The following is a 26,391-nucleotide window of genomic DNA, read 5'->3' on the forward strand; positions in this document are numbered from 1 at the left end:
TGGTGCCACCCGCAAAAACTAGATCCACCACCCCCGGGCGTCAACACTTTGTTGAACGGTTGGTGGTTACGTTTTGATCCGCGCCCGGTTACCGGCCCGTTTCGTGTGCGATTCGCCAAGTGCGCCCGGAGCGCCCGGTGGACAAACTGGGTCAACCGGCGGGACTCGACTGGTCAGCCGGTGTTCGGGCCGGCCTGTGCGTTCGCTCAGCCGGACTTCGAACCGTCCTGGCGGTTGAGGTAGTTGTACACCGTGAAGCGGCTCACGCCGAGCGCGGCGGCAACGGTCTCCACACCGTGTCGGACGGTGAACGCGCCGCGTTCCTCCAACAGGGCGACGACCCGCTGCTTCTCCCAGCGGTCCAGCTCGTCCAGCGGGCGGCCGTCGAACTGGCGGGTCATCTCGGCCAGCAGGCGGTCCAGCGCACTGCTCAGGTGGGGCAGCCGTACGGCGATGGCCGGCGCGCCGTCCCACTCCAGCAGGACGTCGTCGGACTTGGCCTCGTCGACCGGTACCGGCGTCGCGCCGACCGCGTCGAGCAGCGGCTTTATCGCCGCGGCGAGCGGGTGTTCCAGTGCGTTGCTCACTGCGTACCCACTCCTTCCGGGGTCTTGTCGTCGTCGAGCACGCTCAGCTGGACGGAGATCCGGGTCGCCCCGGCGTCCAGCGTCTCCCGCAGCAGCTTGGTGACGGCGTCCAGCACCTGCTGGGCCTCGCCCTCGGCGCCGGTGCCGAAGGGGCCGACGGCCACGGCCAGGCCGGCCTCGTCGACCACTCGCCGGGCCGCCACCGCGTGCTCGGGAAACGTGTCCAGCTCGAACGGTTCTGTCGTGAACTCCACCATCAATCGCACCTGCTCACTGTAGCGAGCGGTGCGACGAACGGGAGGGGCTGGTCGATCGAACAGTCGGCGACCCGCGGGGCGGGCCGCTCCGGTCCACTTCAACAAATTGTTGCGACGGCCTTGACACTCGCTCGCTGCGGCGGACATGCTTCCACCAAGCAGAATCCTTCTTCCGGATCGTGGAAGTAGGGACATCACCCCGGCGGCCGGTGGAAGGCCGGGGGAGACACGGAAGAAAGCGAAAGGTGATTGACGTGACTGCCGCCTCCCAGCACGCATTCCTGAACGGACGCGCCACGGTCAACCTGTCGATCCTGTTCAGCGAGCTTCCGCTGCTGGAGCGCCCGGCCGCCGCCGCTGCCGCCGGCTTCACCGCCGCCGAGCTCTGGTGGCCCTTCGGCGAGGAGCACACCCCCGCCGAGGCCGAGCTGGACGCGCTCCGCAAGGCCTTCACCGACGCGGGTGTGCAGCTCACCGGCCTGAACTTCCTGGACGACCTCACCAAGGGCGCCCGCGGCACCGTCTCCGTCCCGGCCGAGAAGGAGCGCTTCCGCGAGAACATCGCGGTGAGCGTCTCGCTCGCCGAGTCGCTCGGTACCAAGGCGCTGAACGCCCTCTACGGCAACCGGGTCGAGGGTGTGGACCCGGCCGAGCAGGACGAGCTCGCCCTGGAGAACCTGGTGCTCGCGGCCCGGGCCGCCCACGGCATCGGCGCCGTCCTGCTGATCGAGGCCCTCAACAAGCCCGAGTCGCCGGACTACCCGCTGGTCACCGCGGCCGCCGCGGTCGAGGTCGTCGACAAGGTGAACGCCGCCACCGGCCTCGGCAACGCCAGGTTCCTCGCGGACTTCTACCACCTGGCCAGGAACGGCGAGGACTTCGCCGCCGTCATCGACGCCTACGCCGACCGCTTCGGCCACGTGCAGATCGCCGACAACCCGGGCCGGAACGAGCCCGGCACCGGCGACCTCGACTTCGAGGACCTCTTCGCCCGCCTCGCCGCCGCCGGCTACACCGGCCGCGTCGGTCTGGAGTACCGCCCCTCGACCGGCGTCAGCGCCGACAGCTTCGAGTGGCTGCCCCGCGAGCTGCGCGCCGCGAACTAAGCCCTCCTCCTCCCACCCTCCCACGTACGAAGGAACGCGACGCATGAGCGCCTCCCGCAAGATCGCCTTCATCGGCCTCGGCATCATGGGCAGCCCGATGGCCGCCAACCTGGTCAAGGCCGGCCACCACGTCACCGGCTACAACCTCCAGCAGCCCGCGATCGACGCCCTGGTGGCGGCCGGCGGCCACGGTGCGACGAGCATCGCCGAGGCCGTGGCCGACGCCGAGGTCGTCATCACGATGGTCCCCGCCGACCCGCACGTCCTCCAGGTCGTCCTCGGCGAGGGCGGGGTGCTGGAGAACGTCAAGGCCGGCACCCTGCTGATCGACATGTCCAGCATCACCCCGCAGACCTCCATCAAGGTCGCGGCCGCCGCCAAGGAGAAGGGCGTCCGCACGCTGGACGCCCCGGTCTCCGGCGGCGAGGCCGGTGCCGTCGAGGCGGTCCTCTCGATCATGGTCGGTGGCGACGACGCCGCGGACTTCGCCGAGGCCAAGCCGATCTTCGACGCGCTGGGCACCACCGTGGTCCACGTCGGCCCGGCCGGCGCCGGCCAGACCGTCAAGGCCGCCAACCAGCTCATCGTGGCCGTCAACATCCAGGTCCTGGCCGAGGCCGTGGTCTTCCTGGAGAACGCCGGCGTCGACCTCGCCGCGGCGCTGGACGTCCTCGGCGGCGGCCTGGCCGGCTCGACCGTGCTGAACCGCAAGAAGGGCAACATGCTGAACCGCGAGTTCGCTCCCGGCTTCCGCATCGACCTGCACCACAAGGACATGGGCATCGTCACCGACGCGGCCCGCGCCGTGGGCGCGGCGCTGCCGGTCGGCGCGGTCGTCGCCCAGCTGGTCGCGTCCGCCCGGGCCAACGGCGACGGCTCGCTCGACCACTCCGCGCTGCTGCGCGGCGTCGAGCGCCTCTCCGGCCGCACGGTGGCCTGAACCGCGGTGATCCACCGCTGAGCCCCGCGCTCGGCAGCAGTACCCCGGCCCGGGGGTGCGAACCCCCGGGCCCCACAGACTCCTCCTGGTGGCGTGTACCTATCCGGTCGTGCCCGCGCCATCAGGAGGCCAGGTCCGGTCGGCAGGAGGGCCGGGGCTCATCCGCCCCCTGCCGATCGTCCCAAGCCGGTGGCGCGCCTCCCTGTCGGGGGCACTTCGGTCGTGCCTGTGCGCGCCGCCCGGCCCCCTCCCTCGCCGAGGGGAGCCACTCGTACGTCGGAAGCGGGACGAGTGGAACGGCGGGGAGGGGGTCGCACCCCGGCCGTGCCCCGCACGGCCCAGGCCCCGGAAACCACGCAAGGCACCGAAGCACCAGACGGGCGCAGACTCGGACCATCCGGTCCGCCCGCGGATCAGCAGCCCGACCCGGAAGTGAGGCCCACGCCATGCCCGCCACCCCCACCCAGGGCCATGTCGTCGTCGCCCCCGACAAGTTCAAGGGCACGCTGGAGGGCGCCGAGGTCGCGGCCCGCATCGCGGCCGGCATCCGCCGCGGCGCCCCCGGCGTCGAGGTCCGCGAGCTGCCCGTCGCCGACGGCGGCGAGGGCACCCTGGCCGCCGCGCTGGCGGCCGGCTTCACCCGCGTCCCGGCCAAGGTGGCCGGTCCGACCGGCCTGCCGGTGGACGCCGCGATCGCCGTCAAGGGCGACACCGCCGTGGTCGAGCTGGCCCAGGCCTCCGGGCTCGCCCGGCTCCCCGGCGGCCGGACCGCGCCGCTCGCCGCCGGCTCCTACGGGGTCGGCCAGCTGATCGGCCGGGCCGTCTCGCTGGGCGCGAAGCGGATCGTGCTGGGCCTCGGCGGCAGCGCCTGCACCGACGGCGGCGCCGGCATGGTCCAGGCGCTCGGCGTAGGGCTGTACGACACCGAGGGCGCCGAGCTGGCGCCGGGCGGCGCCGCGCTGCGCCGGCTGGCCCGGATCGACCTCGGCCCGCTCGCCGACGCGCTGAGCGGCGTGGAGGTCGTGGTCGCCTGCGACGTCGACAACCCGCTGCTCGGCCCCCGCGGCGCGACGGCCGTCTACGGCCCGCAGAAGGGCGCCGACGTCGAGGACCTGCTGATCCTGGAGGAAGGCCTGACCCGCTTCGCCGACGTCGTCGGCGGGAGCACCGGCCGGGACTTCCGCACCGCCCCCGGCGCCGGGGCCGCAGGCGGGGTCGGCTACGCCGCCCTCGCCCTGCTCGGCGCCACCATGCGGCCCGGCATCGAGCTGATGCTCGAACTGCTGGGCTTCGACGAGGCCGTGCGTGGGGCACGCCTCGTCGTGACAGGTGAGGGCTGCCTGGACGCGCAGACGCTCCATGGCAAGGCCCCCGCCGGCGTTGCCGCGGCGGCCACTCGGGCGGGGGTTCGGGTGGCCGCCGTGGCAGGGCGTCTGGAGCTGGCGGAGAACGAGTGGCGGGCGGCGGGTTTCGTCGCGGCCTACGCGCTCACCGCGCTGGCCGAGCAGCCCGGCGACAGCATGACCAAGGCGGCCGAGCTGTCCGAGGTCGCGGGCGAGCGGCTGGCCGCCGCGTTGCTCGCCGGTTGATTCCCGGTTTCCTCGTGGTTTCCTACATTGACGTTTTGTTGAAGGCGGGCCTAGGCTCCGAGCAATCGCAGCCAGCGGTGTGATGAGCAGACTTCAACTGCCGCCTCCACGGCCCCCGCCCGCCCTCAGCGGCCCCTTCACCCCCTCGTTCACCACCGTTCCCCCCTTCGCCCCGAAGACGGTCCACCCGGAGGTCCCGATGCCCCTCAGCGAGACGCCGCACCCCGACGGCCCCGCGGTGATCCGCTCCCGCCGCGTCGTCCTCCCCGACGGCGAGCGTCCCGCTGACGTGCTGATCCAGGGCGGCCGGATCGAGCAGATCGCCGCCCACGGCTCCCTGCTCGCCGGCGACCGGCACCTCACCGACCTCGGTGACACCGTCCTCCTCCCCGGCCTGGTCGACACCCACGTGCACGTCAACGAACCCGGCCGTACCGAGTGGGAGGGCTTCGCCACCGCCACCCGGGCCGCCGCCGCCGGCGGCGTCACCACCGTCATCGACATGCCGCTGAACTCCGTCCCGCCGACCACCACGGTCGACGGCCTGGACGCCAAGCGGAAGACCGCCGAGGGCCAGGCCTGGGTCGACCTCGGCTTCTGGGGCGGCGCGATCCCCGGCAACACCGGCGACCTGGAGCCGCTGCACACCGCCGGCGTCTTCGGCTTCAAGAGCTTCCTGGCCCCCTCCGGCGTGGACGAGTTCCCGCACGTCGAGCAGGCCGACCTGGAGAGCGCGCTCGCCGAGCAGGCCAGGATCGGCGCGCTGGCGATCATCCACGCCGAGGACCCCGCCGTCCTGGAGGCCGCCCCGCAGCAGCCCGGCGTGCACTACCGCGACTTCCTGGCCTCCCGCCCCGACGACGCGGAGACCGCCGCCGTCGCCCGGCTGCTCGACACCGCCCGCCGCACCGGCGCCCGGGTGCACATCCTGCACGTCTCCTCCGCCGCCGTCCTCCCGCTGCTGCGCCAGGCCCGCGCGGACGGCGTCCGGGTGACCGCCGAGACCTGCCCGCACTACCTCACCCTCGCGGCCGAGGAGGTGCCGGACGGCGACACCGCCTTCAAGTGCTGCCCGCCGATCCGCGACGAGTCCAACCGCGACGCGCTCTGGGCCGCCCTGGCCGCCGGCGAGTTCATCGCCGTCGTCTCCGACCACTCGCCGTCCACGCCGGACCTCAAGCTGCTCAAGGAGTACGGCGGCAGCGGCGACTTCGCCGCCGCCTGGGGCGGCATCGCCTCCCTCCAGCTCGGCCTGCCGGCCATCTGGACCGAGGCCCGCCGGCGCGGCCACAGCCTCTCCGACGTGGTCCGCTGGATGTCCGCCGGGCCCGCCTCGCTGGTCGGCCTCACCGGCACCAAGGGCGCCATCGCCGTCGGGAACGACGCCGACCTGGTGGCCTTCGACCCGGACGGCGAGTTCGCCGTGCAGGCCGCCGCGCTGCACCACCGCAACCCCGTGACCCCGTACGCGGGCCGGACGCTGACCGGCGCCGTCCGCACCACCTGGCTCCGCGGCCGGGTGGTGGACGTGGACGGCGAGCCGTTCGGCCGTCAGATCACCCGTTCCTGAACCCTGGAGACTCCACCGATGAGCACCGACCGGACCCCGAGCGCTCCTTTCACCGAGCTGGTCAACCTGGCCTCCCGTCTGCTCGGCGCCGGCTTGGTCGCCACCAACGAGGACACCTTCGCCGACGCGGAGAACCTGCTGGTCGCCAAGCCCGCCGAGTTCCGCGCGCACACCTTCGGCCACAAGGGCCAGATCATGGACGGCTGGGAGAGCAAGCGCCGCCGCGGCGTCAGCGCCGAGCAGCCGCACCCGACCGACGAGGACCACGACTGGGCGGTCGTCCGGCTCGGCGTCGGCGGTGTGATCCGCGGCGTGATCGTGGACACCGCTCACTTCACCGGCAACTACCCCGAGACCGCCTCCGTCCAGGCCGCCTCGATCCCCGGCCACCCGTCCGTCGAGGAGCTCGACGACGCCGGGTGGACCGACCTGGTGCCCCGCACCGCGCTCCGCGGCGACACCGCCCACGAGTTCGAGGTCACCGACGGGACGCGGTACACCCACGTACGGCTGAACATCTGGCCGGACGGCGGCGTGGCCCGCCTGCGGGTGCACGGCGAGGTGCTCCCCGACCCGCGCGAGCTGGACGGCCTGACCTTCGACCTCGCCGCGCAGGAGTACGGCGGCGTCGCCGAGGCCGCCTCGGACCGCTACTTCTCCTCCCCGCACAACCTGAACGCTCCCGGTCGCGCCTCCGTCATGGGCGAGGGCTGGGAGACCCGGCGTCGGCGCGACAAGGCCAACGACTGGGTCCGGATCGCCCTGGCCGGGGGCGGCGAGGTCCTGGCCGCCGAGGTGGACACCACCCACTTCGTCGCCAACGCCCCCGGCTGGGCCGACCTGGTGGGCTACGACGCCTCCACCGGCGGCGACCCCTCCACCGACACCGACGGCTGGTTCCCGGTCCTGCCGCGCACCCGGCTGCAGCCCGACACCCGGCACCGCCTGCGGCTGGACGCCGGCCGTCCGGTGACCCACGTACGGATCAACGTCTACCCGGACGGCGGCCTCGCCCGGCTGCGCCTGACCGGGAGGCTCACCGGGGCCGGCCGCGCCGCCCTCGCGCTGCGCTGGTTCAACGCACTTCCGGCCGACGAGGCCCGTACGGCCCTCGTCGAGGCCGGTCTTGAGGCGGAGGAGGCCAGCGCGCTGACCGCCGCCCGCCCGCTCGCGGACGCCGCCGCGACCACCGCCGCCGTGTCCGCGCTCCAGCCGGCCGACGGCCCCGACGGCGAGCAGTCCTCGCGCCGCCGTTCGGCGATCTGGCGGCTGCTCGGCGTCTGACGCCCTGCCCGGCCCGGGGTTTCGGACCCGGGCGGGCCCGCCCGACCGACCGTCTCCGCCTTCTCCACGCAACGCCTTTAACGACCTGAAGGACCCTCTCATGTCCAAGATCCTGACCACGGAGTCCGGCGCCCCGGTCGCCGACAACCAGAACTCGGCCTCGGCCGGCGAGTACGGCCCGCTGCTCATCCAGGACCAGCAGCTCCTGGAGAAGCTCGCCCGCTTCAACCGCGAGCGCATCCCGGAGCGCGTGGTGCACGCCCGCGGCTCCGGCGCCTACGGCTACTTCGAGGTGACGGACGAGGTCTCGCAGTTCACCCGCGCCGACTTCCTCTCCGGGATCGGCAAGCGCACCGAGGTCTTCCTGCGCTTCTCGACCGTGGCAGGCAACCTGGGCTCCTCCGACGCGGTGCGTGACCCGCGCGGCTTCGCGCTGAAGTTCTACACCGCCGAGGGCAACTACGACCTGGTCGGCAACAACACCCCGGTGTTCTTCATCAAGGACCCGATCAAGTTCCCCGACTTCATCCACTCGCAGAAGCGCGACCCGTTCACCGGCGTGCAGGAGGCGGACAACGTCTGGGACTTCTGGGCCCACTCGCCCGCCTCGACCCACCAGATCACCTGGCTCTTCGGCGACCGCGGCATCCCGGCCTCCTACCGCCACATGAACGGCTACGGCTCGCACACCTACCAGTGGGTCAACGAGGCCGGCGAGGCGTTCTGGGTGAAGTACCACTTCAAGACCAACCAGGGCATCCGCTCGTTGGACGGCGACCAGTCCGCCGAGGTGCTCGGCTCGGACGCCGACAGCCACCAGCGCGACCTGCACCAGGCCATCGAGCGGGGCGTGTTCCCGTCCTGGACGCTGTACGTCCAGCTGATGCCGGTCGCCGAGGCAGCCGACTACCGGTTCAACCCCTTCGACCTCACCAAGGTGTGGCCGCACGCGGACTACCCGCTGCAGAAGGTCGGCCGCCTGGTGCTGAACAAGAACCCGGAGAACGTCTTCGCCGACGTCGAGCAGTCCGCGTTCTCGCCGAACAACTTCGTCCCCGGCATCGGTCCCTCCCCGGACAAGATGCTCCAGGGCCGCCTGTTCGCCTACGCCGACGCCCAGCGCTACCGCCTCGGCGTCAACCACACCCTGCTCGCCGTGAACGCCCCCAAGGCGACCGAGGCGAACAACTACGGCCGTGACGGCCTCTCCGCCGTCAACAAGTCCGGCCGCGGCAAGAACTACGAGCCCAACTCGTACGACGGCCCGGCCCAGAGCGACAACGCGCTCGCCGCGCCGGTCGCGCTGAACGGCTGGACCGGCACGTACACCACGCCGGCCCACACCAAGGACGACGACTTCTTCCAGGCCGGCGAGCTCTACCGGCTGATGTCGGCCGGCGAGAAGACCCGCCTGATCAACAACATCGCGGGCTTCCTGGCGCAGGTCACCCGCGACGACATCGTCGAGAAGAACCTCGCCCACTTCCACGCGGCCGACGAGGAGTACGGCGCCCGCCTGGAGGCCGCCGTCGCCAAGCTCCGCGCGGGCGACGAGGGCTGATCCCGGCCCCACCGACCAACCCTCCCAGGCCACCCGGGCCCGCACCCGGGTGACCGGTGACAGGCCTCTCCTCCCCGGGCAGTGGAGGAGAGGCCTTTCGCCTGCCCGCGATCCGCCCGCGGCGGGCCGCCCGCGCCATCCGCCCGCGCCATCCGTCCGGGCGGCCCGCCGGCGGCGGCTGCCGAAAACCGATCGAACGCCGCTCACCTGCGCGGATATCCTCGGCCGATGACGACGACGCCACCCTCCTACCCCGCCAAGCCCCGCCCCGGCGACCGGGTCGCGGTGATCTCGCCCGCCGCCGGACTGCCCGGGATCCTCCCACTGCCCTACGAGTTGGGCCTGCGCCGGCTGCGCGAGGAGTTCGGGCTGGTGCCCGTGGAGTACCCCAGCACCCGGAGGATGGGCGCCACCGCGCGCGAGCGGGCCGCCGACATCCACGCGGCCTTCGCCGACCCGGACGTCAAGGCGGTGATCGCCAGCATCGGCGGCGACGACCAGATCACCGTGATCCCGCACCTCGACGCGGAGTTGATCCGGGCGAACCCCAAGCCCTTCTTCGGGTACAGCGACAACACCAACCTGCTGGCCCACCTCTGGAACCTTGGCATCGTCGGGTACCACGGCGGCACGGTGATGGTCGAGTTCGGCCGCCCGGGCGCGCTGGCCGGCCCGACCGCCGACTCGCTGCGGGCCGCGCTGTTCACCTCGGGCCCGTACGAGCTCCGCCCCGCCGCGGCCTTCACCGACCGGGGCGGCCGCTGGGAGGACCCGCGCACCTTCGACGCTGAGCCCGAACTGACACCCGGTGAGGGCTGGTTCTGGCACCGGCCGGACCAGGTGGTGGAGGGTGTCAGCTGGGGCGGCAACCTGGAGATCCTCGGCTGGCTGCTGATGGCCGACCGCGGCATCCTGGCGCCGGAGGCGTACGCGGGCTGCGTGCTCTTCCTGGAGACCTCGGAGGAGCAGCCTGCCGCCGTGGAGGTGTACCGGGTCCTGCGCAACATGGGGGAGCGGGGCCTGCTGCGGCAGTTCCCGGCGCTGCTGATGGGACGGGCGAAGGCCTGGTCCCACGAGCGGCCGCTGGACCCGGCGGCGGGGGCGGCCTACCGGGACGCGCAGCGCGCGGCGGTGCTGCGGGCGCTGGCGGAGTACGCGCCGGACACCATGGCGGTGTTCGACGTCGATCTCGGCCACACCGACCCGCAGTTGGTGATCCCGTACGGCGGTCTGGTCCGGGTGGACGGGCCGGCGAGGCGGATCACCGTGACCTACTGAGCCGGCGGCCCGGCCGCCGGGGGCCGGTGGCAGCCGTGGGGGTGACGCGCTCTTGTGTGGCATATGCCACACAAGTTGTGCGTATCACCTGCGCAAATATCTGCCGACCGGCCGTTAGCGGCGGCCCCCGGTGGATAGGCTGGAGCTGTCGCGGCCGGTCCGCGCGGGGACATCGGAAGGGGACGTCATGCCGACACCAGCCCGGGGTCGTCAGGCCACGCTGGACCAGGGTGTCCCTGGTCCGTTCGGCTCCCTGCAACACGCGCTGAGGCTGCTGGAGGCGGTCGACCGCCACCCCGGCGGGGTCACCACCGCCGGCCTCGCCCGCGAGACCTCGCTCCCGCCGGGTGAGGTCCGCCGGCTGACCGAGTTCCTGGAGACCGAGGGCTACCTGCAGTACCAGGAGGAGGCCTGGGTGCTCGGCGGCACCTTCGCCCTGCTCGGCCAGTACAACCGCGAGCAGCTGGTCAGGGTCCGGCTCAACCACAAACTGGCCGAACTGCGGGACGAGTTGGGTGCGGCGGTCTACTTCAGTCGCTACCACGAGGGCGAGCTGTCGGTGGAGGCGGTCTCCGCCGCCGACCACGCGCCCGCCGTCCAGGAGTGGGTGGACTTCCGGGCGACCGCGCACGCCAGTGCGATCGGCAAGTGCCTGCTCAGCCAGCTGGACCACGACTCCCGCCGGGACCACCTGTCCCGGCACCCGGTGGCCCGCCTGACCTCCAGGACCGTCGTCGACGCCGACCAGCTGATGCACCGTCTGGAGCGCCAGCCGGCCACCGTGCCGGTGCTGGACATCCAGGAGTACGCCCTCGGCACGGTCTGCGCCGCCGTGCCCGTGATCGCCGGCAGCACGGTCGGCTGCCTGGCCACCTCCATGCCGGTGGACAACGTGCACCGCCTCAAGGCCGCCGCCGAACTCCTCGCGCACCGCGCGGCCCCGCTGATGCTCGCCATGGCGGTCTGAGCGGGCCCCCGCCGGCCGACGTCCCCGACCCCGCCCCCGCGACGGCGCACCGCGACGGCACCGCCCTTGACCGCGGGGGCGCGCCCGCGATTCCGACGGTGCCCCGGACGCGGCACGCCCGTCCGTGCGTGCGTCGCGCCCGTCCGCCAGTCCGCCCGTCCGCGCGCCCCGGGCCTGTCGGTGGCGTCCGGCATGATCGACCCATGGTGGACAGGCGGCGGGCAGCGGCGGTGATCATCCGGGACGGGCACGTCCTCATGGTGCGGGAGCGGGGCCGGGGCCCGTCCGGCCGGCACGACGGGCACGAGTACTGGACGCTGCCGGGCGGTGGCATCGAGCCGGGCGAGTCCGCCGAGCAGGCGGTGGTCCGCGAGGTGGCCGAGGAGGTCGGCCTGGTGACCCGCTCGGTGCGCCACCTCTACGACACGCCCTACCCGTCGGGCTGGACGGCCTGCTTCGCGGTGGAGGTGGCGCCGGGCGAACCGCGCCTCGGGGTGGATCCCGGGCGCGACTGCGACTGCCCCCGGATGATCGGCCTCAGCTGGGTGCCGCTGCCGCGCAGTTCGGCCTCCGAGGGCCTGATGGTGCCCACCCTGCTGATGGCCACCCCCGAGGACACGGCCGGGTCACCGCGGTGACCTCGTACGGCCACCCGGCGGCCGTCACTCCGGCGTGTGAAGTCCCGTGCGTTCGCCGTCGGTGCGGCGGCGGGCTCGCTAGGGTCGCGCTGACACGTCATCTGTGACCGACGGAGCGTGACGAGCCGAGGAGCAGCCATGACCAGCCCGACCCGCCGCGCCGCCGTCCTCGCGCTGCTGGTCGGGCTGAGCGCCGTCTGGTCGGTGGCCGCGCCGCTGGCGCCGGGCGCGGCGGCGGCCGGGAGGGGCTGCGCCGTCGGGCCGGGGGACGGCGGCGCGGCGGCCCCGGACGCGGGCGGCGGGGCGGGTGCCACCCGCTGGCCCGGCGGTGTCGTCCCCTACCGGGTGGGCGCCGGCGCGAAGTCGCTGGCGAAGGCCCTCCGCGGGGCGATGCGCGAGATCGAGGGCAACTCCTGCGTGCGCTTCGTCCGGGCCGAGCAGCAGCAGAACTGGATCCAGTTCGTCCGCGGGGAGGGCTGCTACTCGTACGTGGGGATGGTCGGCGGCCGGCAGAACTTCTCGCTCGGCGAGGGCTGCGACTGGCACGGGACGGTCCTGCACGAGCTGATGCACGCCCTCGGGTTCTTCCACGAGCACATGCGCGGTGACCGCGACCAGCACCTCGTCCTCCACCTGGAGAACGTCGATCCCTCGCTGGCGGCCCAGTTCGGCAAGGTCAGGTCCGAGAACGAGGCCACCCTCGGCCCCTTCGACTACGACTCGATCATGATCTACGGCTCGAAGTCCTTCAGCCGGAACGGCCGGCCGACCATGACCCGGCCGGACGGCGGCCTGCTCACCGACCCCTATGCGCGGACGGGGCTGAGCAAGGGGGACGTGGGCAAGCTCAACCGGCGCTACCCGCCGGCCTGACGGCGGGCGCCCGGTCCGGATCCGGCCCCGGCGCCCGACCCGGGGGCCGCTGCGCCGGGGCCGCCGTCCGAGAATGGTCACGGGCCGGCCCGCCGGCCCGCCCGGGCCGCCGCCGCGCCGGCCGCGTCCCGGTGCAGACCGTCCGGCCCGAGCCCTGGAGCACCGCTTGTCCCAGCCCACGTACGACGACGTCAAGGCGGCCGCCGAGCGGATCGCCGGCCTCACCCGGACCGCCCTGGTGCTGCCCGCCGACCCGGGCGGCGTCGGCGGCGCCGAGGTCTTCCTCGCGCTCGACTTCATCCAGCACAGCGGCAGCTTCAAGGACCGCGGCGCGGCGAACTTCGTCGCCGCGCACCTGGCCGACGGCAGCATGCCGGCGGCGGGCGTGGTGATCGCCTCCGGCGGCAACGCCGGGCTGGCCTGTGCCTGGGCCGCCAAGGCGCAGGGCGTGCCGGCCACCGTCTTCCTGCCCGCCACCGCACCGCCGGTCAAGATCCGCAAGCTCCGCGGGTACGGGGCGGACGTCCGGCTGACGGGCAGCGAGTACGCGGACGCGCTCGAGGCCGCCCGGCTGTTCGCGGCCGAGTCGGGCGCGCTCGCCTCGCACGCCTACGACGACCCGTACATCGCCGCGGGGGCCGGCACCCTGCTGCCCGAGATCCTGGCCGCCGCGCCCGGGCTGGACACGGTGGTGGTGGCGGTGGGCGGCGGCGGTCTGTTCACCGGCCTGGCCGTGGCGGCCGCGGAGCACGGGGTACGGGTGGTCGCGGTCGAGCCGGCCGGCTCCCGCGCGCTGCACGCCGCCGTCGCGGCCGGGAGGCCGGTCGACGTGCCGGTGGACTCCGTCGCGGCGGACTCGCTCGGGGCCCGCCGGGTCTCCGAGACGGCCCTGCACTGGGCCGGGCGGGTGCGGGCCCGGTCGGTGCTGGTGGAGGACGCCGCGATCGTGGCGGCCCGCCAGGGGCTCTGGGACGGCCACCGCCTGGCGGTGGAGCACGGCGGCGCCACCGCGCTGGCCGCTCTGCGCAGCGAGGCGTACCGCCCGGAGCGCGGGGAGCGGGTCGCGGTGGTGCTCTGCGGGGCGAACACCGACCCGGCCACGCTGGCGTAGCCGGCCCCGGCCCGGTCGGAACCCCGGCGGAGCCGGCGCCGCAGCGCGCCGCTCCGCCGGGGTTTCGGCGGTGCTCCGGCCTCGAAGACTCTCGGTGGCGGCCCGGCCGGCTTATTAGACTCGATGTCGATAAGAGTGGTCGAAACCCTTGTCGCCCGCTCTACCCGCGAGTAAGTTGCCCAGAGTCGAGCCGCCACCCGCAGGTCAGGAGGGCCCCTCATGCCCCGTGCCACCCGTGCCGCCGCTGCCGTCCCCGCAGCACCCGCCCCCGCCGCCCGCACCGCCGCGGCCCCCGTCCTGCGCGCAGCCGCCGCGCCCACGATCCACGAGAACCTCGTCCTCGAACCCCGGGACGTCCGCTTCGACTGGTCCCGGCTGCCGCTGCACTGGATCCCGGACGAGCCGATGGCCACCCACACCATCAACGTGCTGCACCTGCTGCTGCCCGAGGGCGAGCGCTGGTTCGTCGAGGTGTTCAAGGAGGCGCTGCCGCTGATCACCGACGAGCAGCTGCGCGAGGAGGTGCTCGGCTTCATCGGCCAGGAGTCCATCCACGCCGAGGCCCACCAGGAGGTGCTCGACCACCTGCTCGCCCAGGGGCTGGACCCGCGCCCGTACGTCCGGCAGATCTCCTGGCTGTTCCGGCGGATCCTCGGCGAGCGCAGCGGGCTGGACCCGCGCCGGCGGCGCGAGAACATCATCGAGCGGGTGGCGTTCGTCGCCGCCATCGAGCACTTCACCGCCTTCCTCGGCGACTGGGCGCTCAACTCCCCGGGCCTGGACCGCGCCAAGGCCGACCCGACCATGCTCGACCTGCTGCGCTGGCACGGTGCCGAGGAGGTCGAGCACCGCAGCGTGGCGTACGACCTGATGGTCCACCTCGACCCGGGCTACCTGCGCCGGGTGCGCGGGATGGCGGTCTCCGGGCCGCTGCTGGTCCACCTCTGGGTGCGGGGCGTCCGCTTCCTGCTCGCCGCCGACCCCACCCTGGACGGGCGGATCCGCCCGACCTGGCGCGAGGCCCGGCAGATCGCGGGCCGCGGGATGCTGCCCGACCCGATCCGCTCGCTGCGCTCCGGCCTGCGCTACCTCAAGCCCGGCTACCACCCCACCCAGGAGGGCTCGTCCAGCCAGGCGCTCAGCTACCTGGCCACCTCCCCGGCGGCCCGCGCCGCCGCCGCCCACCACTGACCCGCCGCCAGGAGCCAGGAGAGCCGCCCCGGATGGACCTCACCACCCCGCCCCCGGACCTGTACGGCCGCCCGCGCGCGGACCGCTTCATGCAGCGCGTCACCGCCTTCGGCGACCGCTACACCCCCGCCCTGGGCAGCCCCCTGCTGCGCCGCAACCCGCGCCGCCCGCCGGCCCGCCCCACCCCGCCGCTGCGCCTGGCCGTCACCGCCCGCCGGACGGTCGCCGAGGACGTCGTCGAGCTGCGGCTGGGCGACCCCGGCGGTGACGAACTGCCCGCCTGGCAGCCCGGCGCCCACGTCCGGCTACGGCTGCCCTCCGGCCGCGAGCGGCACTACTCGCTCTGCGGCGACCCGGCCGACCGCACCGGCTACCGGATCGCGGTGCGCCGGCTGCCCGGGGGCGGCGGCGGTTCGGTCGAGATCCACGACGAGCTCGGCCCCGGCGCCCGGGTGACCGTGCGCCGGCCCCGCAACGGCTTCGCCTTCTGCGCCGAGCCCAGGGTGCTGCTGCTGGCCGGCGGTGTGGGCATCACCCCGCTGCTGCCGATGGCCCGCGAGGCGCAGCGCCTCGGTCTGGACTGGCGGCTGGTGCACACCGGCCGCAGCGCCGCCACCATGCCGTTCACCGAGGAGCTGCTCGCCCTCGACCCGAGCCGGGTGGCGATCCTCGACGACGACCGGCACGGCGTCCCCACCGGTGCCGGACTGCTCGCCCGGGCCGCCCGGGGCGCCGCCGTGTACTGCTGCGGCCCGGCGCCGATGCTGGCCGCCGTCCAGGGCGCGCTGGAGGCCTCGGCCGCCCGCGCCCTGCACTTCGAACGCTTCGGCGCGGCCCCCGTCCGGGACGGCCGGCCGTTCACCGTGCGGCTCGGCGCCGACGGCCCGGCGCTGGACGTCCCCGCCGACCGGTCGGCGCTGGACGTCGCCCTGGAGGCCCGCCCCGACCTGCCGTACTCCTGCCACCAGGGCTTCTGCGGCACCTGCCGGGTCCAGGTGCTGTCCGGCACCCCCGAGCACCGCGACCGCCGGCTGACCGCCGAGGAGCGCGCGGCCGGCGCCCTGCTCCCGTGCGTCTCGCGGGCCGCCGAGGGCGAGACCCTCGTGCTGGACCTCTAGCACCACGACCGCCCGACCGCCGCGACCGCCCGACCGCCGCGACCGCCCGGTTCGTGCCGACGCCCGACCGCCCGACCGCCCGGTCCGGGGCCGGCCCGGGCCGGTCCGGCACCGCAGCAGGCGCCCCCCGACGGCCCCGAAGGAACCCTCATGGCCCTTGCCACCGCACCCCTGCCCGCCTTCCCCTTCACCGAGGCCGACCTCGGCCGCTTCCGGGAGACCCAGCAGCTCGCCTACCACTGCGCCGAACAGGTCGCCGCCTGGATCGAACCCGGCGTCACCGAGCGCCAGGCCACCGCCGAGCTGCGCCGCCGCCTGGTCGCCGCCGGCGTCGAGGACTTCTTCCACGTCCCGTTCGCCTGGTTCGGCGACCGCACCGCCTTCCGGCACTTCCACACCCCGCTGCAGTTCTTCGCCGGCGGCCGCAAGCTCCAGGAGGGCATGCCGTACGTGCTGGACTGCGCGCCCGTGGTCGACGGCTACACCGCCGACATCGGCTACGGCGGCAAGGTCGGCGAGAACCCGCTCTGGGACCGCCTCGCCGCCGACCTGCGGGTCTACCGCGAGCTGATCCTGCGCGAGGTGAAGGCCCGCAAGCCGCTGGACGAGGTGTACGCGGCGGTGGACGCGCAGATCGCCGCGCACGGCTACGACAACCGCCACCGGGTCTACCCGGGCCGGGTGATCGGCCACCAGGTGACCCGGACCACCGCCCGCGGACCGGCCGGCGTGAACCTGTTCGGCTTCGGGGTGCGTACACTCCAGACGCTCGGACGCGAGCTGATCAGCGAACGCCTGCACGGCCGCTCCCCGCTCTGGGCGGACGGCCGGGCCTCCCGGCACGCGCCCACGCCGGGTCTGTGGGCGGTGGAGCCGCACATCGGCTTCCGCGACGTCGGCATCAAGTTCGAGGAGCTGCTGGTGGTCACCGAGGACGACGCCTACTGGCTCGACGACGACCTGCCGCACGTGCGGCGCTGGAGCACCACTGCCGAGGAGGCCTCCCGATGACCCCCCGCCGCCGCACCGTGCACTCCGCCGACGGACTGCCGCTCGCCGTCTTCGAGCAGGGCGACCCGGCCGCGCCGACCGTCCTGATGGTGCACGGCTACCCCGACACCCACGCGGTCTGGGACGACGTCGCCGACGACCTCGCCGCCGACCACCACGTGGTGCGCTACGACGTCCGCGGCGCGGGGGCCTCCGGTGTCCCGGCCGGCCGGGACGGCTACCGCCTGGAGCACCTCGCCGCCGACCTCTTCGCGGTCGCCGAAGCGGTCAGCCCGGACCGTCCGGTGCACGTGGTCGCCCACGACTGGGGCTCGCTGCAGTCCTGGGAGGCCGTCACCGAGCCCGGTGCCGAGCGGCGGATCGCCTCGTACACCACACTGTCCGGCCCGTGCCTGGACCACATGGGCTTCTGGCTGCGCGCCCGGTTCCGCCGGCCCACCCCCAGGCACCTGCGGCAGCTGCTCTCGCAGGGCCTGCACTCCTGGTACATCACCGCCTTCCACCTGCCGGTGCTGGCCCCCGCCACCTGGCGGTTCGGGCTGGCCCGGGCCTGGCCGCGGGTGCTGCGCGACCTGGAGGGCGTCGCCCCGCGCCCCGGCCACCCGCAGCCGACCCTGCGTCAGGACGCCGTGCGTGGGATCGAGTTGTACCGGGCCAACATGCGCCCCACCCTGCGGGCGCCCCGCGAGCGGCCCACCGAGGTACCGGTCCAGCTGGTCACCCTGACCCGGGACCGCTATGTCGGGGTCGCGCTCTCGGAGGGCCTGGAGCGCTGGGTGCCGAACCTGACCCGCCGCTCGCTGAACGCCTCGCACTGGTCCGCACTGCTGGAGAAGGGGTCCGTCGTGGCCGGTCTGGTCCGTGAGTTCACCGCCCGCACCGGGGCCGGGCAGAAGGCCGGGCCGCCCGAGGACGGCCGGCTGGTGGTCGTCACAGGGGCCGGCAGCGGCATCGGCCGGGCCACCGCGCTGGCCTTCGCCGAGCAGGGCTCCCGGGTGGTGGTCTGCGACCTGGACCTCGAAGCCGCGACCCGCACCGCCGAACTGGCCTCGCTGATCGGCCCGCCCGCGCACGCCTACCGGGTGGACGTCAGCGACGGCGCGGCCGTCGACGCCTTCGCCAAGCAGGTCGCCGCCGACCACGGGGTGCCCGACGTGCTGGTGAACAACGCCGGCATCGGCCACTCGGGCACCTTCCTGCAGACCACCGAGCAGGAGTGGCAGCGCGTCCTGGACGTCAACCTGTGGGGCGTCATCCACGGCTGCCGCGCCTTCGGCACCCTGATGACCGAGCGCGGCGAGGGCGGCCACATCGTCAACCTCGCCTCGGCGGCCGCCTACCTGCCGTCCAAGCTGCTGGCCGCGTACGCCACCAGCAAGGCCGCGGTGCTGATGCTCTCGGACTGCCTGCGCGCCGAACTCGCCCCGGCCGGCATCGGCGTCAGCGCGATCTGCCCGGGCATCGTCAACACCAACATCACCCGCACCACCACCTTCTCCGGCGTGACCGCGGACCAGCAGGCGGCCAAGCAGCAGCGCGCGTCCAAGCTCTACGCCCGCCGCGGGTTCCCGCCCGAGAAGGTCGCGGCCGAGATCGTCCGGGCCGTGCGCACCGGCAAGCCGGTCGTCCCGGTCACCTTCGAGGCCAAGGCCGCCCGCCTGCTGGGCCGCCTCTCGCCGGGGCTGCTGCGACTGGCGGCCCGGCTGAACGTGGGCTGAGCGGTCGGGCCGGGAGCCGGGCGGCGGCGGCCTACGGCGGACGGATGTGGTCAAGCGTCGCGAGCGGGCCTCGTTCCTGGACCGGCCGGCCAGGGGCGGGCCGCCCGCCCGTACCGGACCCGTCGCGTTCGCCGGCGTCGCGGTGCGGCACCACGACGCGACCACGACACGATCACGGCCGGCACGGGCCGGCCCGCCCGACGGGTCGGGCCGGCGGGTACGGCCGACTGAGATCGCCGGCCCGGCGCGTGTCAGGGCGCGCTCGCGGGCCGGCGGTCTGTTACTCCTGATGGGCACTGTCAGCACGCCCGAAGGAGGACCCCATGGCCACCGGCACTGTGAAGTCGTACGAGGCGGAGCACGGCTACGGCCTGATCACCCCCGACGACGGGGGGCCGGACGTGACCCTCTACTACGACTCCGTGGTCCGTACGGCCGTCGCCGAGCCGGGCGTCGACCAGCACGGCCGGGTGCTGACGGTCGGACAGCGGGTGAGCTACGAGGCCGCCGTGGAGGAAGGCCGTCCGGTCGCGGAGCACGTCCGGCTGCTCTGAAGCGTGCCGACGGCCACCGGGACCGGCAGGGCGGTCCGGCGGTGGCCGGGCGGGCGGTTCAGGCCGCGTGCGAGCGCGCCTTGTCCTCCTGCGCGCGGGCCAGGTCGTGGTGGATCGGGCCGTCCCCGGCGGAGAGCGGGAGGCAGCTGCCGCCGCGCCGGTGGGCGACGATCTCGGCGGCGACCGAGACGGCGGTCTCCTCGGGGGTGCGGGCGCCGAGGTCCAGGCCGATCGGCGAGCGCAGCCGGCCGATCTCGGTGTCGGTCAGGCCGACCTCGCGCAGCCGGGCGTTGCGGTCGCGGTGGGTGCGGCGCGAGCCCATCGCGCCGACGAAGCCGACCGGCAGGCGCAGGGCGCGCTCCAGCAGCGGGATGTCGAACTTGGCGTCGTGGGTGAGCACGCACAGCACGGTGCGGCCGTCGATCCGGTCGAGCTGGGAGTCCAGGTAGCGGTGCGGCCAGTCGACCACGACCTCGTCGGCGTCCGGGAACCGGCGGGCGGTGGCGAAGACCGGGCGGGCGTCGCAGACGGTGACGTGGTAGCCGAGGAACTTGCCGATCCGCACCACGGCGGCGGCGAAGTCGATGGCGCCGAAGACCAGCATCCGGGGCGCGGGGACGTACGACTCGACGAAGAACGTGACGGTGCCCAGTTCCTCCTCGTCGCAGGGGCGGCCGTCCAGGCCGAGGACGACCTTGCCGGTGCGGCCGGCGTCCAGCATGGCCCGGGCCTCGGCGACGGCGGCGCGCTCCAGGGCGCCGGTGGTGGTCGGCGCGGGGGAGAGCCGGCCGTGGTGGCTGTCCGCGGTGACGGCGACGGTGGCGCCGACCAGCGCGGCGGGGCCCTCGATCACCCGGGCCAGGGCGACCGGGGTGCCGGAGGCGATGTAGGCGATGCCGGCGTCCATCGCGGGGTCGGCGCCCGGGGTGATCGGCTGGACGAACACGTCCAGGACGCCGCCGCAGGTGAGACCCACCGCGAAGGCGTCCTCGTCGCTGTACCCGAAGCGCTCCAGCACCGGCCGGCCGCTGGTGACGGCCTCCTGGCACAGCTCGTACACGGCCCCCTCGACGCACCCGCCGGACACGCTGCCGACCGCCTCGCCGGCGGCGTCGACGGCCAGCGCGGCCCCCGGGTCGCGCGGCGCGCTGCCGGAGACACCGACGACCGTGGCCACGGCGAAGGAGCGCCCGGACGCGTGCCAGGCCTGCAGCTGCTCGGCGATGTCTTGCATGTCGGAGGCTCCTTACGCGGTGCAGGGGGCTGATGAGGGGGCCGCCGGACGGGGACGCCGTCCCCGTCCGGCGGCTGTGGTGCTAATGGACGCCGAGCAGTTCCTTGACCGGGCCGAGCGCGAAGTAGATCACGAAGACGGCGGTCAGGATCCACATCAGCGGCCCGGGCTCGCGCCACTTGCCGGTGCCGGTCTTGATGGCGACGTAGGAGATGACGCCCGCGGCGACACCCGCGGTGATGTTGTACGTGAACGGCATCAGGACGCAAGTGAGGAACGCCGGGATGGCGACCTCGCGGTCCGACCAGTCGATGTGCCGGGCCTGGCTCATCATCATCGAGCCGATGACGACCAGCGCGGCGGAGGCGACCTCGACCGGCACGATGCCGGCGATCGGGGAGAAGAAGAGCATCAGCGCGAAGAAGCTTCCGGTGACCAGCGAGGCGAGGCCGGTCCGGGCGCCGTCGCCGACGCCGGTGGCCGACTCGACGAAGACGGTCTGGCCGCCGGCGCCCGCCACGCCACCGACCGCGCCGCCGGCGCCGTCGATGAACAGGGCCTTGGACAGGCCGGGCATCCGGCCCTGCCGGTCGGCGAGACCGGCCTCGGTGCCGACGCCGATGATGGTGGCCATCGCGTCGAAGAAGCCCGCCAGGACGAGGGTGAAGACCGCGACCGAGGCGCTGATGGCGCCCATGCCCTGGCCGCCGAAGGCGCCGAAGAGGTCGATGTCGCCGAAGAGGCCGAAGTTGGGTGCCGCGACCGGGCTGCCGGGCCACTCGGGGACCGAGCTGCTCCAGGTGTGCTCCGGGAGGTTCACCGTCGCGTTCACGATGAAGGCCACCACGGTGCCGCCGGCGATGCCGAGCAGGATCGCGCCGCGGACGTTGCGGGCCAGCAGGATGAAGATCGCGATCAGGGTGACCGAGAAGATCAGGACGGGCCAGCCGGCCAGTTCGCCGGCCGGGCCGAGCGAGACGGGCGGGCCGTACGGGTCCGGGCCGTGGTGGATGAAGCCGGACTTCACCAGGCCGATCAGCGCGACGAAGAGGCCGATGCCGATGGTGATCGCGTGCTTGAGCGGCAGCGGAATGCCGTTCATGATCTTCTCGCGGAGGCCGGAGACGACCAGCAGCACGATCATCAGGCCGTAGATCACGCAGAGGCCGAAGGCCTGTGGCCAGGTGGTGTGCGGCGCGACGATGGTGGAGAGCGCACCGGAGACCGAGAGGCCGGCGGCGAGGGCCAGCGGGACGTTGCCGACCACACCCATCAGGATCGTGGTGACGGCGGCGGCCAGCGCGGTGGCGGTGGTCAGCTGCGCGTGATCCAGGTGCATGCCGTTCTTGTCGGCCCCGCCGAGCAGGATCGGGTTCAGCAGCAGGATGTAGGCCATCGCCATGAAGGTGGTGAGGCCACCGCGGAGCTCGTTCCCGAAGGTCGAGCCCCGGGCCGATATCTTGAAGTAGGCGTCCATGGCGTTCTTCGGCTGTGCTGCCGGGGGCGGCGTGGTGGCGTCGTCCTCGGCGGGTCTTTCCTCAGTGGTACCTGGCTCCGTCGGGATCCGGGTCATGTCCACTCCCAAGGTTCATAGGGGGTTGGGGTGGGCGAGCCGACCTGGTGACCAGTCAGAGCTGGTGCAGGGGGACTGTTCGACTCACTGGCGCACGCTGTGGTGGTGCGCACCGCTGCAGAACCCCGGCGTGGGAGAGGCAGCGGGAGAATGCTGTGCTTCAGGTCGTGCATGGCGTTGCTCTTCGGTGCTGGCCGGCGCCGTGGGTGCCGGGTGTTGCTGCCCCGGGGCGGCGGGGAAGACGGTCGCCGCCCCGGGGAGGTCTCGGTACCGGGCTACAGCGTCCCGGTGATGTGCTCGGGCCGGACCGGGATCCGGTTGAGCGCCTTGCCGGTCGCCTGGCGGATCGCCGCGACGATGCACGGCGTGGCCGAGACGGTCGGGGCCTCGCCGACCCCGCGCAGCCCGTACGGGGCGTTGGGGTCCGGGAGCTCCAGGATGTCCACCGGGATCGGCGGGGTGTCCAGGATGGTCGGGATCAGGTAGTCGGTGAAGGAGGCGTTGCGGACCTTGCCGTCCCGGACGATGATCTCCTCCATCACGGCGAGGCCCAGGGCCTGGGTGCAGCCGCCCTGGATCTGGCCGATCACGGACAGCGGGTTCAGCGCCTTGCCGACGTCCTGGGCCGCGGTCAGCTCGACCACCTTGACCAGGCCCAGCTCGACGTCCACGTCGACCACCGCGCGGTTGGCGCAGAAGGTGTACTGGACGTGGCCGAAGCCCTGCCCGGTCTCCTTGTCGAAGGGGACGGTCGGGCGGTGGTGGTGCTCGCGGGTCAGGTCGATCGCCTCGTCGCCGAGCAGGTCGACCAGCGGGATCAGCGCGCCCTGGGACTCGGAGACCACCTTGCCGCCGGCCAGCGTGAGGTCGGTCTGGGTCCAGCCGTAGCGCCGGCGGCCCTTCTCGATCACCGCCTGCTTGACCGCCTCGGCGGCGAGCTTCACGGCGCCGCCGGTCATGTACGTCTGACGCGAGGCGGAGGTGGAGCCGGCCGAGCCGACCTCGGTGTTCGCCGGGTGGATGGTCACCTGCTCGACCCCGAGCTCGGTGCGGGCGATCTGGGCGTGCACGGTGACGCCGCCCTGGCCGACCTCGGCCATCGCGGTGTGCACCATGGCGACCGGCTCGCCGCCGATGACCTCCAGGCGGACCCGGGCGGTGGAGTAGTCGTCGAAGCCCTCGGAGAAGCCGACGTTCTTGATGCCGACCGAGTAGCCGATGCCGCGGACGATGCCCTCGCCGTGCGAGGTGTTGGACAGCGCGCCCGGCAGGGTGCGGACGTCGATGTTCTCCAGGTCCAGCGGCGGCGGGAGCGGCATGTCCTTGACCCGCTGCAGCAGCTCGGCGACCGGGGCCGGCGAGTCGATGACCTGGCCGGTGGGCATGGAGTCGCCCTCGGACATCGCGTTGAGCTGGCGCAGCTCGACCGGGTCCATCCCCAGCTCGGCGGCGAGCTTGTCCATCTGCGACTCGTACGCGAACGCCGCCTGGACGGCGCCGAAGCCGCGCATCGCGCCGCAGGACGGGTTGTTGCTGTAGAGGGCGATGGCCTCCATCCGCACGTTCGGGATGTTGTAAGGGCCGTGGCCCAGCGAGGCGGCGTTGCCGACGACGGCGGGGGAGGCGGAGGCGTAGGCCCCGCCGTCCAGCACGATCCGGGCGTCGGCGAAGACCAGCTTGCCGTCGCGGGTGGCGCCGTGCTCGTAGGTCATCCTCGCCGGGTGGCGGTGCACGTGGCCGAAGAAGGACTCGTCACGGGCGTAGACGATCTTGACGGGCTTGCCGGTGCGCTGGGCGAGCAGGCTCGCGTGGATCTGCATCGACAGGTCCTCGCGGCCGCCGAAGGCGCCGCCGACGCCGGCCAGCGTGAGGCGGACCTTCTCCTCCGGCAGGCCCAGCACGGGGGCCATCTGCTGGCGGTCCACGTGCAGCCACTGGGTGGCGACGTAGAGGTCGATGCCGCCGTCCTCGGCGGGCACGGCCAGGCCGGACTCGGGACCGAGGAAGGCCTGGTCCTGCATGCCGACCTCGTAGTCGGACTTCACGATGACGTCGGCCAGCGCGCGGATCTCGTCCGTGACGCCGCCGCCGTGCACCAGCTTCTGGCTGTGGCAGATGTTGCCGTACCCGTGCGACTTGAACTCGTGCGGCTCGTGGACGTAGCCGTGCACCTCGGGGTCGAGGCACTGCTCCTCGGTGACGATCGGGGTCAGTACCTCGTACTCGACCTTGATCTTCTTCACCGCGCGGCGGGCCGTCTCCGGGTGGTCGGCCGCGACGATCGCGATCGCCTCGCCGTGGTAGCGGACCTTGTCGATGGCCAGCGCCGGCTGGTCCTGGATCTCCAGGCCGTAGAACTTGCTGCCCGGGATGTCGTCGTGGGTCAGCACCGCGTAGACGCCGGGGAGCTTCAGGGCCTCGGAGATGTCCACCGAGAGGATGTTGGCCCGGGGGTGCGGCGAGCGCAGCGCCATGCCCCAGAGCATGTCCTCGTGCCACATGTCGGACGAGTAGGCGAACTCGCCCTTGACCTTGAGCGTGCCGTCCGGGCGCAGCGGCGAGCCGCCGATGCCGTCCTTGCTCGCCTGCCGGATGTCCTGAAGGTTCTTCTGACCCTGGATGGTACGAGTACTCATTCGGAGGCCGCCTTCGCGCACTTGCGGGCGGAAGCGAGCCGCACCGCGTCCATGATCTTCTCGTAGCCGGTGCAACGGCACAGGTTCCCGGAGAGTGCCTCACGGATGTCCGTGTCGCTGGGCTGCGCGTCGTTGTCGAGCAGCGCGTCGGTCTGCACAAGCAGGCCGGGGGTGCAGAAGCCGCACTGGACGGCGCCGGCGTCGATGAACGCCTGCTGGACGAGGCCCAGCTCGCCGTTCTCGTCGGTCAGGCCCTCGACGGTGCGGACCTCGCGGCCCTGCACCTGGCCGGCCGCGACCAGACAGGAACAGACCGGGGTGCCGTCCAGGTAGACCGTGCAGGAACCGCACTCGCCCTGCTCGCAGGCGTTCTTGGAGCCCGGCAGGCCGACCCGCTCGCGCAGCACGTAGAGAAGGCTCTCGCCCTCCCAGACGTCGTCCGCCTCCACGGGCTTGCCGTTGGCGGTGAAAGTGACCCTCATGCCGCGCTCCTGATCTGCTTGCTGTAGTCGTTCCACGTCCAGGTGAGGGTCCGCCGGGCCATCACGGCCAGCGAGTGCCGGCGGTAGTCGGCGGTGCCCCGGACATCGTCGATCGGGGAGGCGGCGGCCTTGACCAGCTCGCCGAAGCGCTGGGTGACCTCGGCGCCGAGCAGGTCGCCCGACTCCCACAGGCCGCGCTCGGCGAGCACGCCCTGCAGGTACTCCTCGGCCTCCACCGCGCGGCGCGGGGTGGGCGCGGCCGAACCGATGCCGGTGCCGACCGTGCCGTTCTTGGGGTGCAGCGCGAAGCCGAAGGCGCAGACCGCGATGACCATCGCGTTGCGGGTGCCGATCTTCGAGAACTGCTGCGGGCCGTCCGCCACGGGGATGTGGACGCGGCGGATCAGCTCGTCCTGCTCCATGGAGTTCCGCTTCACGCCGACGTAGAAGTCGTCGATCGCGATCAGCCGGGTGCCCCGGGCGTGCGAGGCGACCTCGACGAAGACGTCGCGGCCGGCGGCCAGCAGCGCGGGGTGGGCGTCACCGGCCGGGGAGGCCCCGCCCAGGTTGCCGCCCACCCCGCCGCGGTTGCGGATCTGCGGCGAGCCGACGGTGTGGGCCGCCAGCGCGAGTCCGGGGAGCGGTCCGGACAGCTCGTTGATGATCCGGGTGTACGGCACCGAGGCGCCGAGCCGGACCACGTCCCCCGTGATCTCCCATTCGGTGAGCTCGGTGATGCGGTTGAGGTCGAGAATCGCGGATGGCCGGTGCACGTCGAAGTTCATCTCGACCATGACGTCCGTACCGCCCGAGATGGGCAGCGCGGTCGGGTACTCAGCCTTCGCCGCGAGTGCCTCGTCCCAGGTAGCGGGCCGAAGGAACTCCATGCGGGTGTCTCCTCAAGTCGTTGCCAGCTCGAACAACTGGGCACTGTGCCCGAGATCCCTCCCGACCCGCCCAGATGGGCGCGTCCGGACGGGTCTCGAAACCCCTGGTGTGTCGGACCTTGCTACCGTCTCGTTGCCGAAGCGTTGAGTCCTGGTCACCGGGGTGTGTCCGGCGGCGTGTGGCCAGTGAACCGCCGACGGACCACCCGGAGGCAGTCACCGATGG

The 26,391-nt window shown here is 73.4% G+C and carries 23 protein-coding genes; 16 read left to right on the forward strand and 7 right to left on the reverse strand.

Going from position 1 to position 26,391, the window contains the following annotated elements:
• Positions 1-206: 206 nt before the first annotated feature.
• Both J2S46_RS31560 and J2S46_RS31565 read right to left on the reverse strand, forming a co-directional pair.
• Positions 207-587: a helix-turn-helix domain-containing protein gene (locus J2S46_RS31560; RefSeq protein WP_073921740.1), complete on the reverse strand. Its 381-nt coding sequence runs from the start codon at positions 585-587 to the stop codon at positions 207-209.
• The gene (locus J2S46_RS31565; RefSeq protein WP_190209872.1) at positions 584-844 is read right to left on the reverse strand and encodes a thiamine-binding protein; all 261 of its coding nucleotides are present in this window, start codon (positions 842-844) and stop codon (positions 584-586) included. The genes J2S46_RS31560 and J2S46_RS31565 overlap by 4 nt, the downstream gene beginning before the upstream one ends.
• Before the next feature lie 245 nt (positions 845-1,089).
• Between J2S46_RS31565 and J2S46_RS31570 the strand changes: the two genes are divergently transcribed.
• The 16 genes from J2S46_RS31570 (at position 1,090) to J2S46_RS31645 (ending at position 19,353) form a co-directional block, all read left to right on the forward strand.
• Positions 1,090-1,950, forward strand: coding sequence for a TIM barrel protein (locus J2S46_RS31570; protein ID WP_191287942.1), 861 nt, complete (start codon positions 1,090-1,092; stop codon positions 1,948-1,950).
• Between the two features lie 43 nt (positions 1,951-1,993).
• Entirely contained in the window at positions 1,994-2,890 is an 897-nt protein-coding gene (locus J2S46_RS31575; protein WP_191287943.1) for a 2-hydroxy-3-oxopropionate reductase, read from the forward strand.
• A 446-nt stretch (positions 2,891-3,336) separates the two neighbouring features.
• Positions 3,337-4,479 carry a glycerate kinase gene (locus tag J2S46_RS31580; protein ID WP_191287944.1) on the forward strand — a complete coding sequence of 381 codons (1,143 nt, stop codon included), beginning with the start codon at positions 3,337-3,339 and terminating at the stop codon, positions 4,477-4,479.
• Positions 4,480-4,678: 199 nt separating this feature from the next.
• The gene (allB, locus tag J2S46_RS31585) at positions 4,679-6,049 is read left to right on the forward strand and encodes an allantoinase AllB (protein WP_191288298.1); all 1,371 of its coding nucleotides are present in this window, start codon (positions 4,679-4,681) and stop codon (positions 6,047-6,049) included.
• 18 nt (positions 6,050-6,067) lie between these two features.
• A complete protein-coding gene (gene alc, locus J2S46_RS31590) occupies positions 6,068-7,333 on the forward strand; it encodes an allantoicase (RefSeq protein WP_191287945.1) in 1,266 nt (421 codons plus the stop codon).
• Between the two features lie 100 nt (positions 7,334-7,433).
• Entirely contained in the window at positions 7,434-8,894 is a 1,461-nt protein-coding gene (locus J2S46_RS31595) for a catalase (RefSeq protein ID WP_191287946.1), read from the forward strand.
• Positions 8,895-9,122: 228 nt separating this feature from the next.
• Positions 9,123-10,172, forward strand: a complete 1,050-nt coding sequence (locus J2S46_RS31600; RefSeq protein WP_191287947.1) for a S66 family peptidase — start codon at positions 9,123-9,125, stop codon at positions 10,170-10,172.
• A gap of 187 nt (positions 10,173-10,359) precedes the next feature.
• The gene (locus J2S46_RS31605; protein ID WP_191287948.1) at positions 10,360-11,139 is read left to right on the forward strand and encodes an IclR family transcriptional regulator; all 780 of its coding nucleotides are present in this window, start codon (positions 10,360-10,362) and stop codon (positions 11,137-11,139) included.
• Positions 11,140-11,342: 203 nt separating this feature from the next.
• The gene (locus J2S46_RS31610) at positions 11,343-11,777 is read left to right on the forward strand and encodes an NUDIX domain-containing protein (RefSeq protein ID WP_191287949.1); all 435 of its coding nucleotides are present in this window, start codon (positions 11,343-11,345) and stop codon (positions 11,775-11,777) included.
• 138 nt (positions 11,778-11,915) lie between these two features.
• The gene (locus J2S46_RS31615) at positions 11,916-12,650 is read left to right on the forward strand and encodes a M12 family metallopeptidase (protein ID WP_191287950.1); all 735 of its coding nucleotides are present in this window, start codon (positions 11,916-11,918) and stop codon (positions 12,648-12,650) included.
• Between the two features lie 166 nt (positions 12,651-12,816).
• Positions 12,817-13,761, forward strand: coding sequence for a threonine/serine dehydratase (locus J2S46_RS31620; RefSeq protein WP_307351927.1), 945 nt, complete (start codon positions 12,817-12,819; stop codon positions 13,759-13,761).
• A 219-nt stretch (positions 13,762-13,980) separates the two neighbouring features.
• Entirely contained in the window at positions 13,981-14,952 is a 972-nt protein-coding gene (locus J2S46_RS31625) for a metal-dependent hydrolase (protein WP_191287952.1), read from the forward strand.
• Positions 14,953-14,984: 32 nt separating this feature from the next.
• On the forward strand, positions 14,985-16,070 hold the full coding sequence (locus tag J2S46_RS31630; RefSeq protein WP_191287953.1) for a PDR/VanB family oxidoreductase: 1,086 nt from the start codon (positions 14,985-14,987) through the stop codon (positions 16,068-16,070).
• Between the two features lie 150 nt (positions 16,071-16,220).
• A complete protein-coding gene (locus tag J2S46_RS31635) occupies positions 16,221-17,081 on the forward strand; it encodes a M24 family metallopeptidase (RefSeq protein ID WP_191287954.1) in 861 nt (286 codons plus the stop codon).
• A complete protein-coding gene (locus J2S46_RS31640) occupies positions 17,078-18,799 on the forward strand; it encodes an SDR family oxidoreductase (RefSeq protein WP_191287955.1) in 1,722 nt (573 codons plus the stop codon). The genes J2S46_RS31635 and J2S46_RS31640 overlap by 4 nt, the downstream gene beginning before the upstream one ends.
• A 323-nt stretch (positions 18,800-19,122) precedes the next feature.
• Positions 19,123-19,353 carry a cold-shock protein gene (locus J2S46_RS31645; protein ID WP_191287956.1) on the forward strand — a complete coding sequence of 77 codons (231 nt, stop codon included), beginning with the start codon at positions 19,123-19,125 and terminating at the stop codon, positions 19,351-19,353.
• Between the two features lie 58 nt (positions 19,354-19,411).
• Here J2S46_RS31645 and J2S46_RS31650 read toward each other — a convergent pair whose 3' ends face one another.
• From J2S46_RS31650 to J2S46_RS31670, 5 genes are all read right to left on the reverse strand, one after another.
• Positions 19,412-20,587, reverse strand: a complete 1,176-nt coding sequence (locus J2S46_RS31650) for an XdhC family protein (RefSeq protein WP_191287957.1) — start codon at positions 20,585-20,587, stop codon at positions 19,412-19,414.
• Positions 20,588-20,669: 82 nt separating this feature from the next.
• On the reverse strand, positions 20,670-22,160 hold the full coding sequence (locus tag J2S46_RS31655; RefSeq protein WP_073921723.1) for an NCS2 family permease: 1,491 nt from the start codon (positions 22,158-22,160) through the stop codon (positions 20,670-20,672).
• A 275-nt stretch (positions 22,161-22,435) separates the two neighbouring features.
• The gene (gene pucD / locus J2S46_RS31660; protein WP_191287958.1) at positions 22,436-24,796 is read right to left on the reverse strand and encodes a xanthine dehydrogenase subunit D; all 2,361 of its coding nucleotides are present in this window, start codon (positions 24,794-24,796) and stop codon (positions 22,436-22,438) included.
• The gene (locus tag J2S46_RS31665) at positions 24,793-25,278 is read right to left on the reverse strand and encodes a (2Fe-2S)-binding protein (RefSeq protein ID WP_191287959.1); all 486 of its coding nucleotides are present in this window, start codon (positions 25,276-25,278) and stop codon (positions 24,793-24,795) included. Before J2S46_RS31665 ends, pucD begins: the two co-directional genes overlap by 4 nt.
• Entirely contained in the window at positions 25,275-26,165 is an 891-nt protein-coding gene (locus J2S46_RS31670) for an FAD binding domain-containing protein (protein ID WP_191287960.1), read from the reverse strand. The genes J2S46_RS31665 and J2S46_RS31670 overlap by 4 nt, the downstream gene beginning before the upstream one ends.
• Positions 26,166-26,391: the final 226 nt, after the last annotated feature.

The sequence above is a fragment of the Kitasatospora herbaricolor genome (assembly GCF_030813695.1).
Classification (GTDB): domain Bacteria; phylum Actinomycetota; class Actinomycetes; order Streptomycetales; family Streptomycetaceae; genus Kitasatospora; species Kitasatospora herbaricolor.

What these genes read in the sequence shown, in the direction of transcription:
- J2S46_RS31580 (WP_191287944.1), top strand. Translation starts at nt 3,337, where the DNA reads ATGCCCGCCACCCCCACCCAGGGCCATGTCGTCGTCGCCCCCGACAAG.
- J2S46_RS31640 (WP_191287955.1), top strand. Translation starts at nt 17,078, where the DNA reads ATGACCCCCCGCCGCCGCACCGTGCACTCCGCCGACGGACTGCCGCTC.
- J2S46_RS31610 (WP_191287949.1), top strand. Translation starts at nt 11,343, where the DNA reads ATGGTGGACAGGCGGCGGGCAGCGGCGGTGATCATCCGGGACGGGCAC.
- J2S46_RS31665 (WP_191287959.1), bottom strand. Translation starts at nt 25,278, where the DNA reads ATGAGGGTCACTTTCACCGCCAACGGCAAGCCCGTGGAGGCGGACGAC.
- J2S46_RS31645 (WP_191287956.1), top strand. Translation starts at nt 19,123, where the DNA reads ATGGCCACCGGCACTGTGAAGTCGTACGAGGCGGAGCACGGCTACGGC.
- J2S46_RS31565 (WP_190209872.1), bottom strand. Translation starts at nt 844, where the DNA reads ATGGTGGAGTTCACGACAGAACCGTTCGAGCTGGACACGTTTCCCGAG.
- J2S46_RS31635 (WP_191287954.1), top strand. Translation starts at nt 16,221, where the DNA reads ATGGCCCTTGCCACCGCACCCCTGCCCGCCTTCCCCTTCACCGAGGCC.
- J2S46_RS31630 (WP_191287953.1), top strand. Translation starts at nt 14,985, where the DNA reads ATGGACCTCACCACCCCGCCCCCGGACCTGTACGGCCGCCCGCGCGCG.
- pucD (WP_191287958.1), bottom strand. Translation starts at nt 24,796, where the DNA reads ATGAGTACTCGTACCATCCAGGGTCAGAAGAACCTTCAGGACATCCGG.
- J2S46_RS31650 (WP_191287957.1), bottom strand. Translation starts at nt 20,587, where the DNA reads ATGCAAGACATCGCCGAGCAGCTGCAGGCCTGGCACGCGTCCGGGCGC.
- J2S46_RS31655 (WP_073921723.1), bottom strand. Translation starts at nt 22,160, where the DNA reads ATGACCCGGATCCCGACGGAGCCAGGTACCACTGAGGAAAGACCCGCC.
- alc (WP_191287945.1), top strand. Translation starts at nt 6,068, where the DNA reads ATGAGCACCGACCGGACCCCGAGCGCTCCTTTCACCGAGCTGGTCAAC.
- J2S46_RS31615 (WP_191287950.1), top strand. Translation starts at nt 11,916, where the DNA reads ATGACCAGCCCGACCCGCCGCGCCGCCGTCCTCGCGCTGCTGGTCGGG.
- J2S46_RS31670 (WP_191287960.1), bottom strand. Translation starts at nt 26,165, where the DNA reads ATGGAGTTCCTTCGGCCCGCTACCTGGGACGAGGCACTCGCGGCGAAG.
- J2S46_RS31605 (WP_191287948.1), top strand. Translation starts at nt 10,360, where the DNA reads ATGCCGACACCAGCCCGGGGTCGTCAGGCCACGCTGGACCAGGGTGTC.
- J2S46_RS31600 (WP_191287947.1), top strand. Translation starts at nt 9,123, where the DNA reads ATGACGACGACGCCACCCTCCTACCCCGCCAAGCCCCGCCCCGGCGAC.
- J2S46_RS31625 (WP_191287952.1), top strand. Translation starts at nt 13,981, where the DNA reads ATGCCCCGTGCCACCCGTGCCGCCGCTGCCGTCCCCGCAGCACCCGCC.
- J2S46_RS31575 (WP_191287943.1), top strand. Translation starts at nt 1,994, where the DNA reads ATGAGCGCCTCCCGCAAGATCGCCTTCATCGGCCTCGGCATCATGGGC.
- allB (WP_191288298.1), top strand. Translation starts at nt 4,679, where the DNA reads ATGCCCCTCAGCGAGACGCCGCACCCCGACGGCCCCGCGGTGATCCGC.
- J2S46_RS31595 (WP_191287946.1), top strand. Translation starts at nt 7,434, where the DNA reads ATGTCCAAGATCCTGACCACGGAGTCCGGCGCCCCGGTCGCCGACAAC.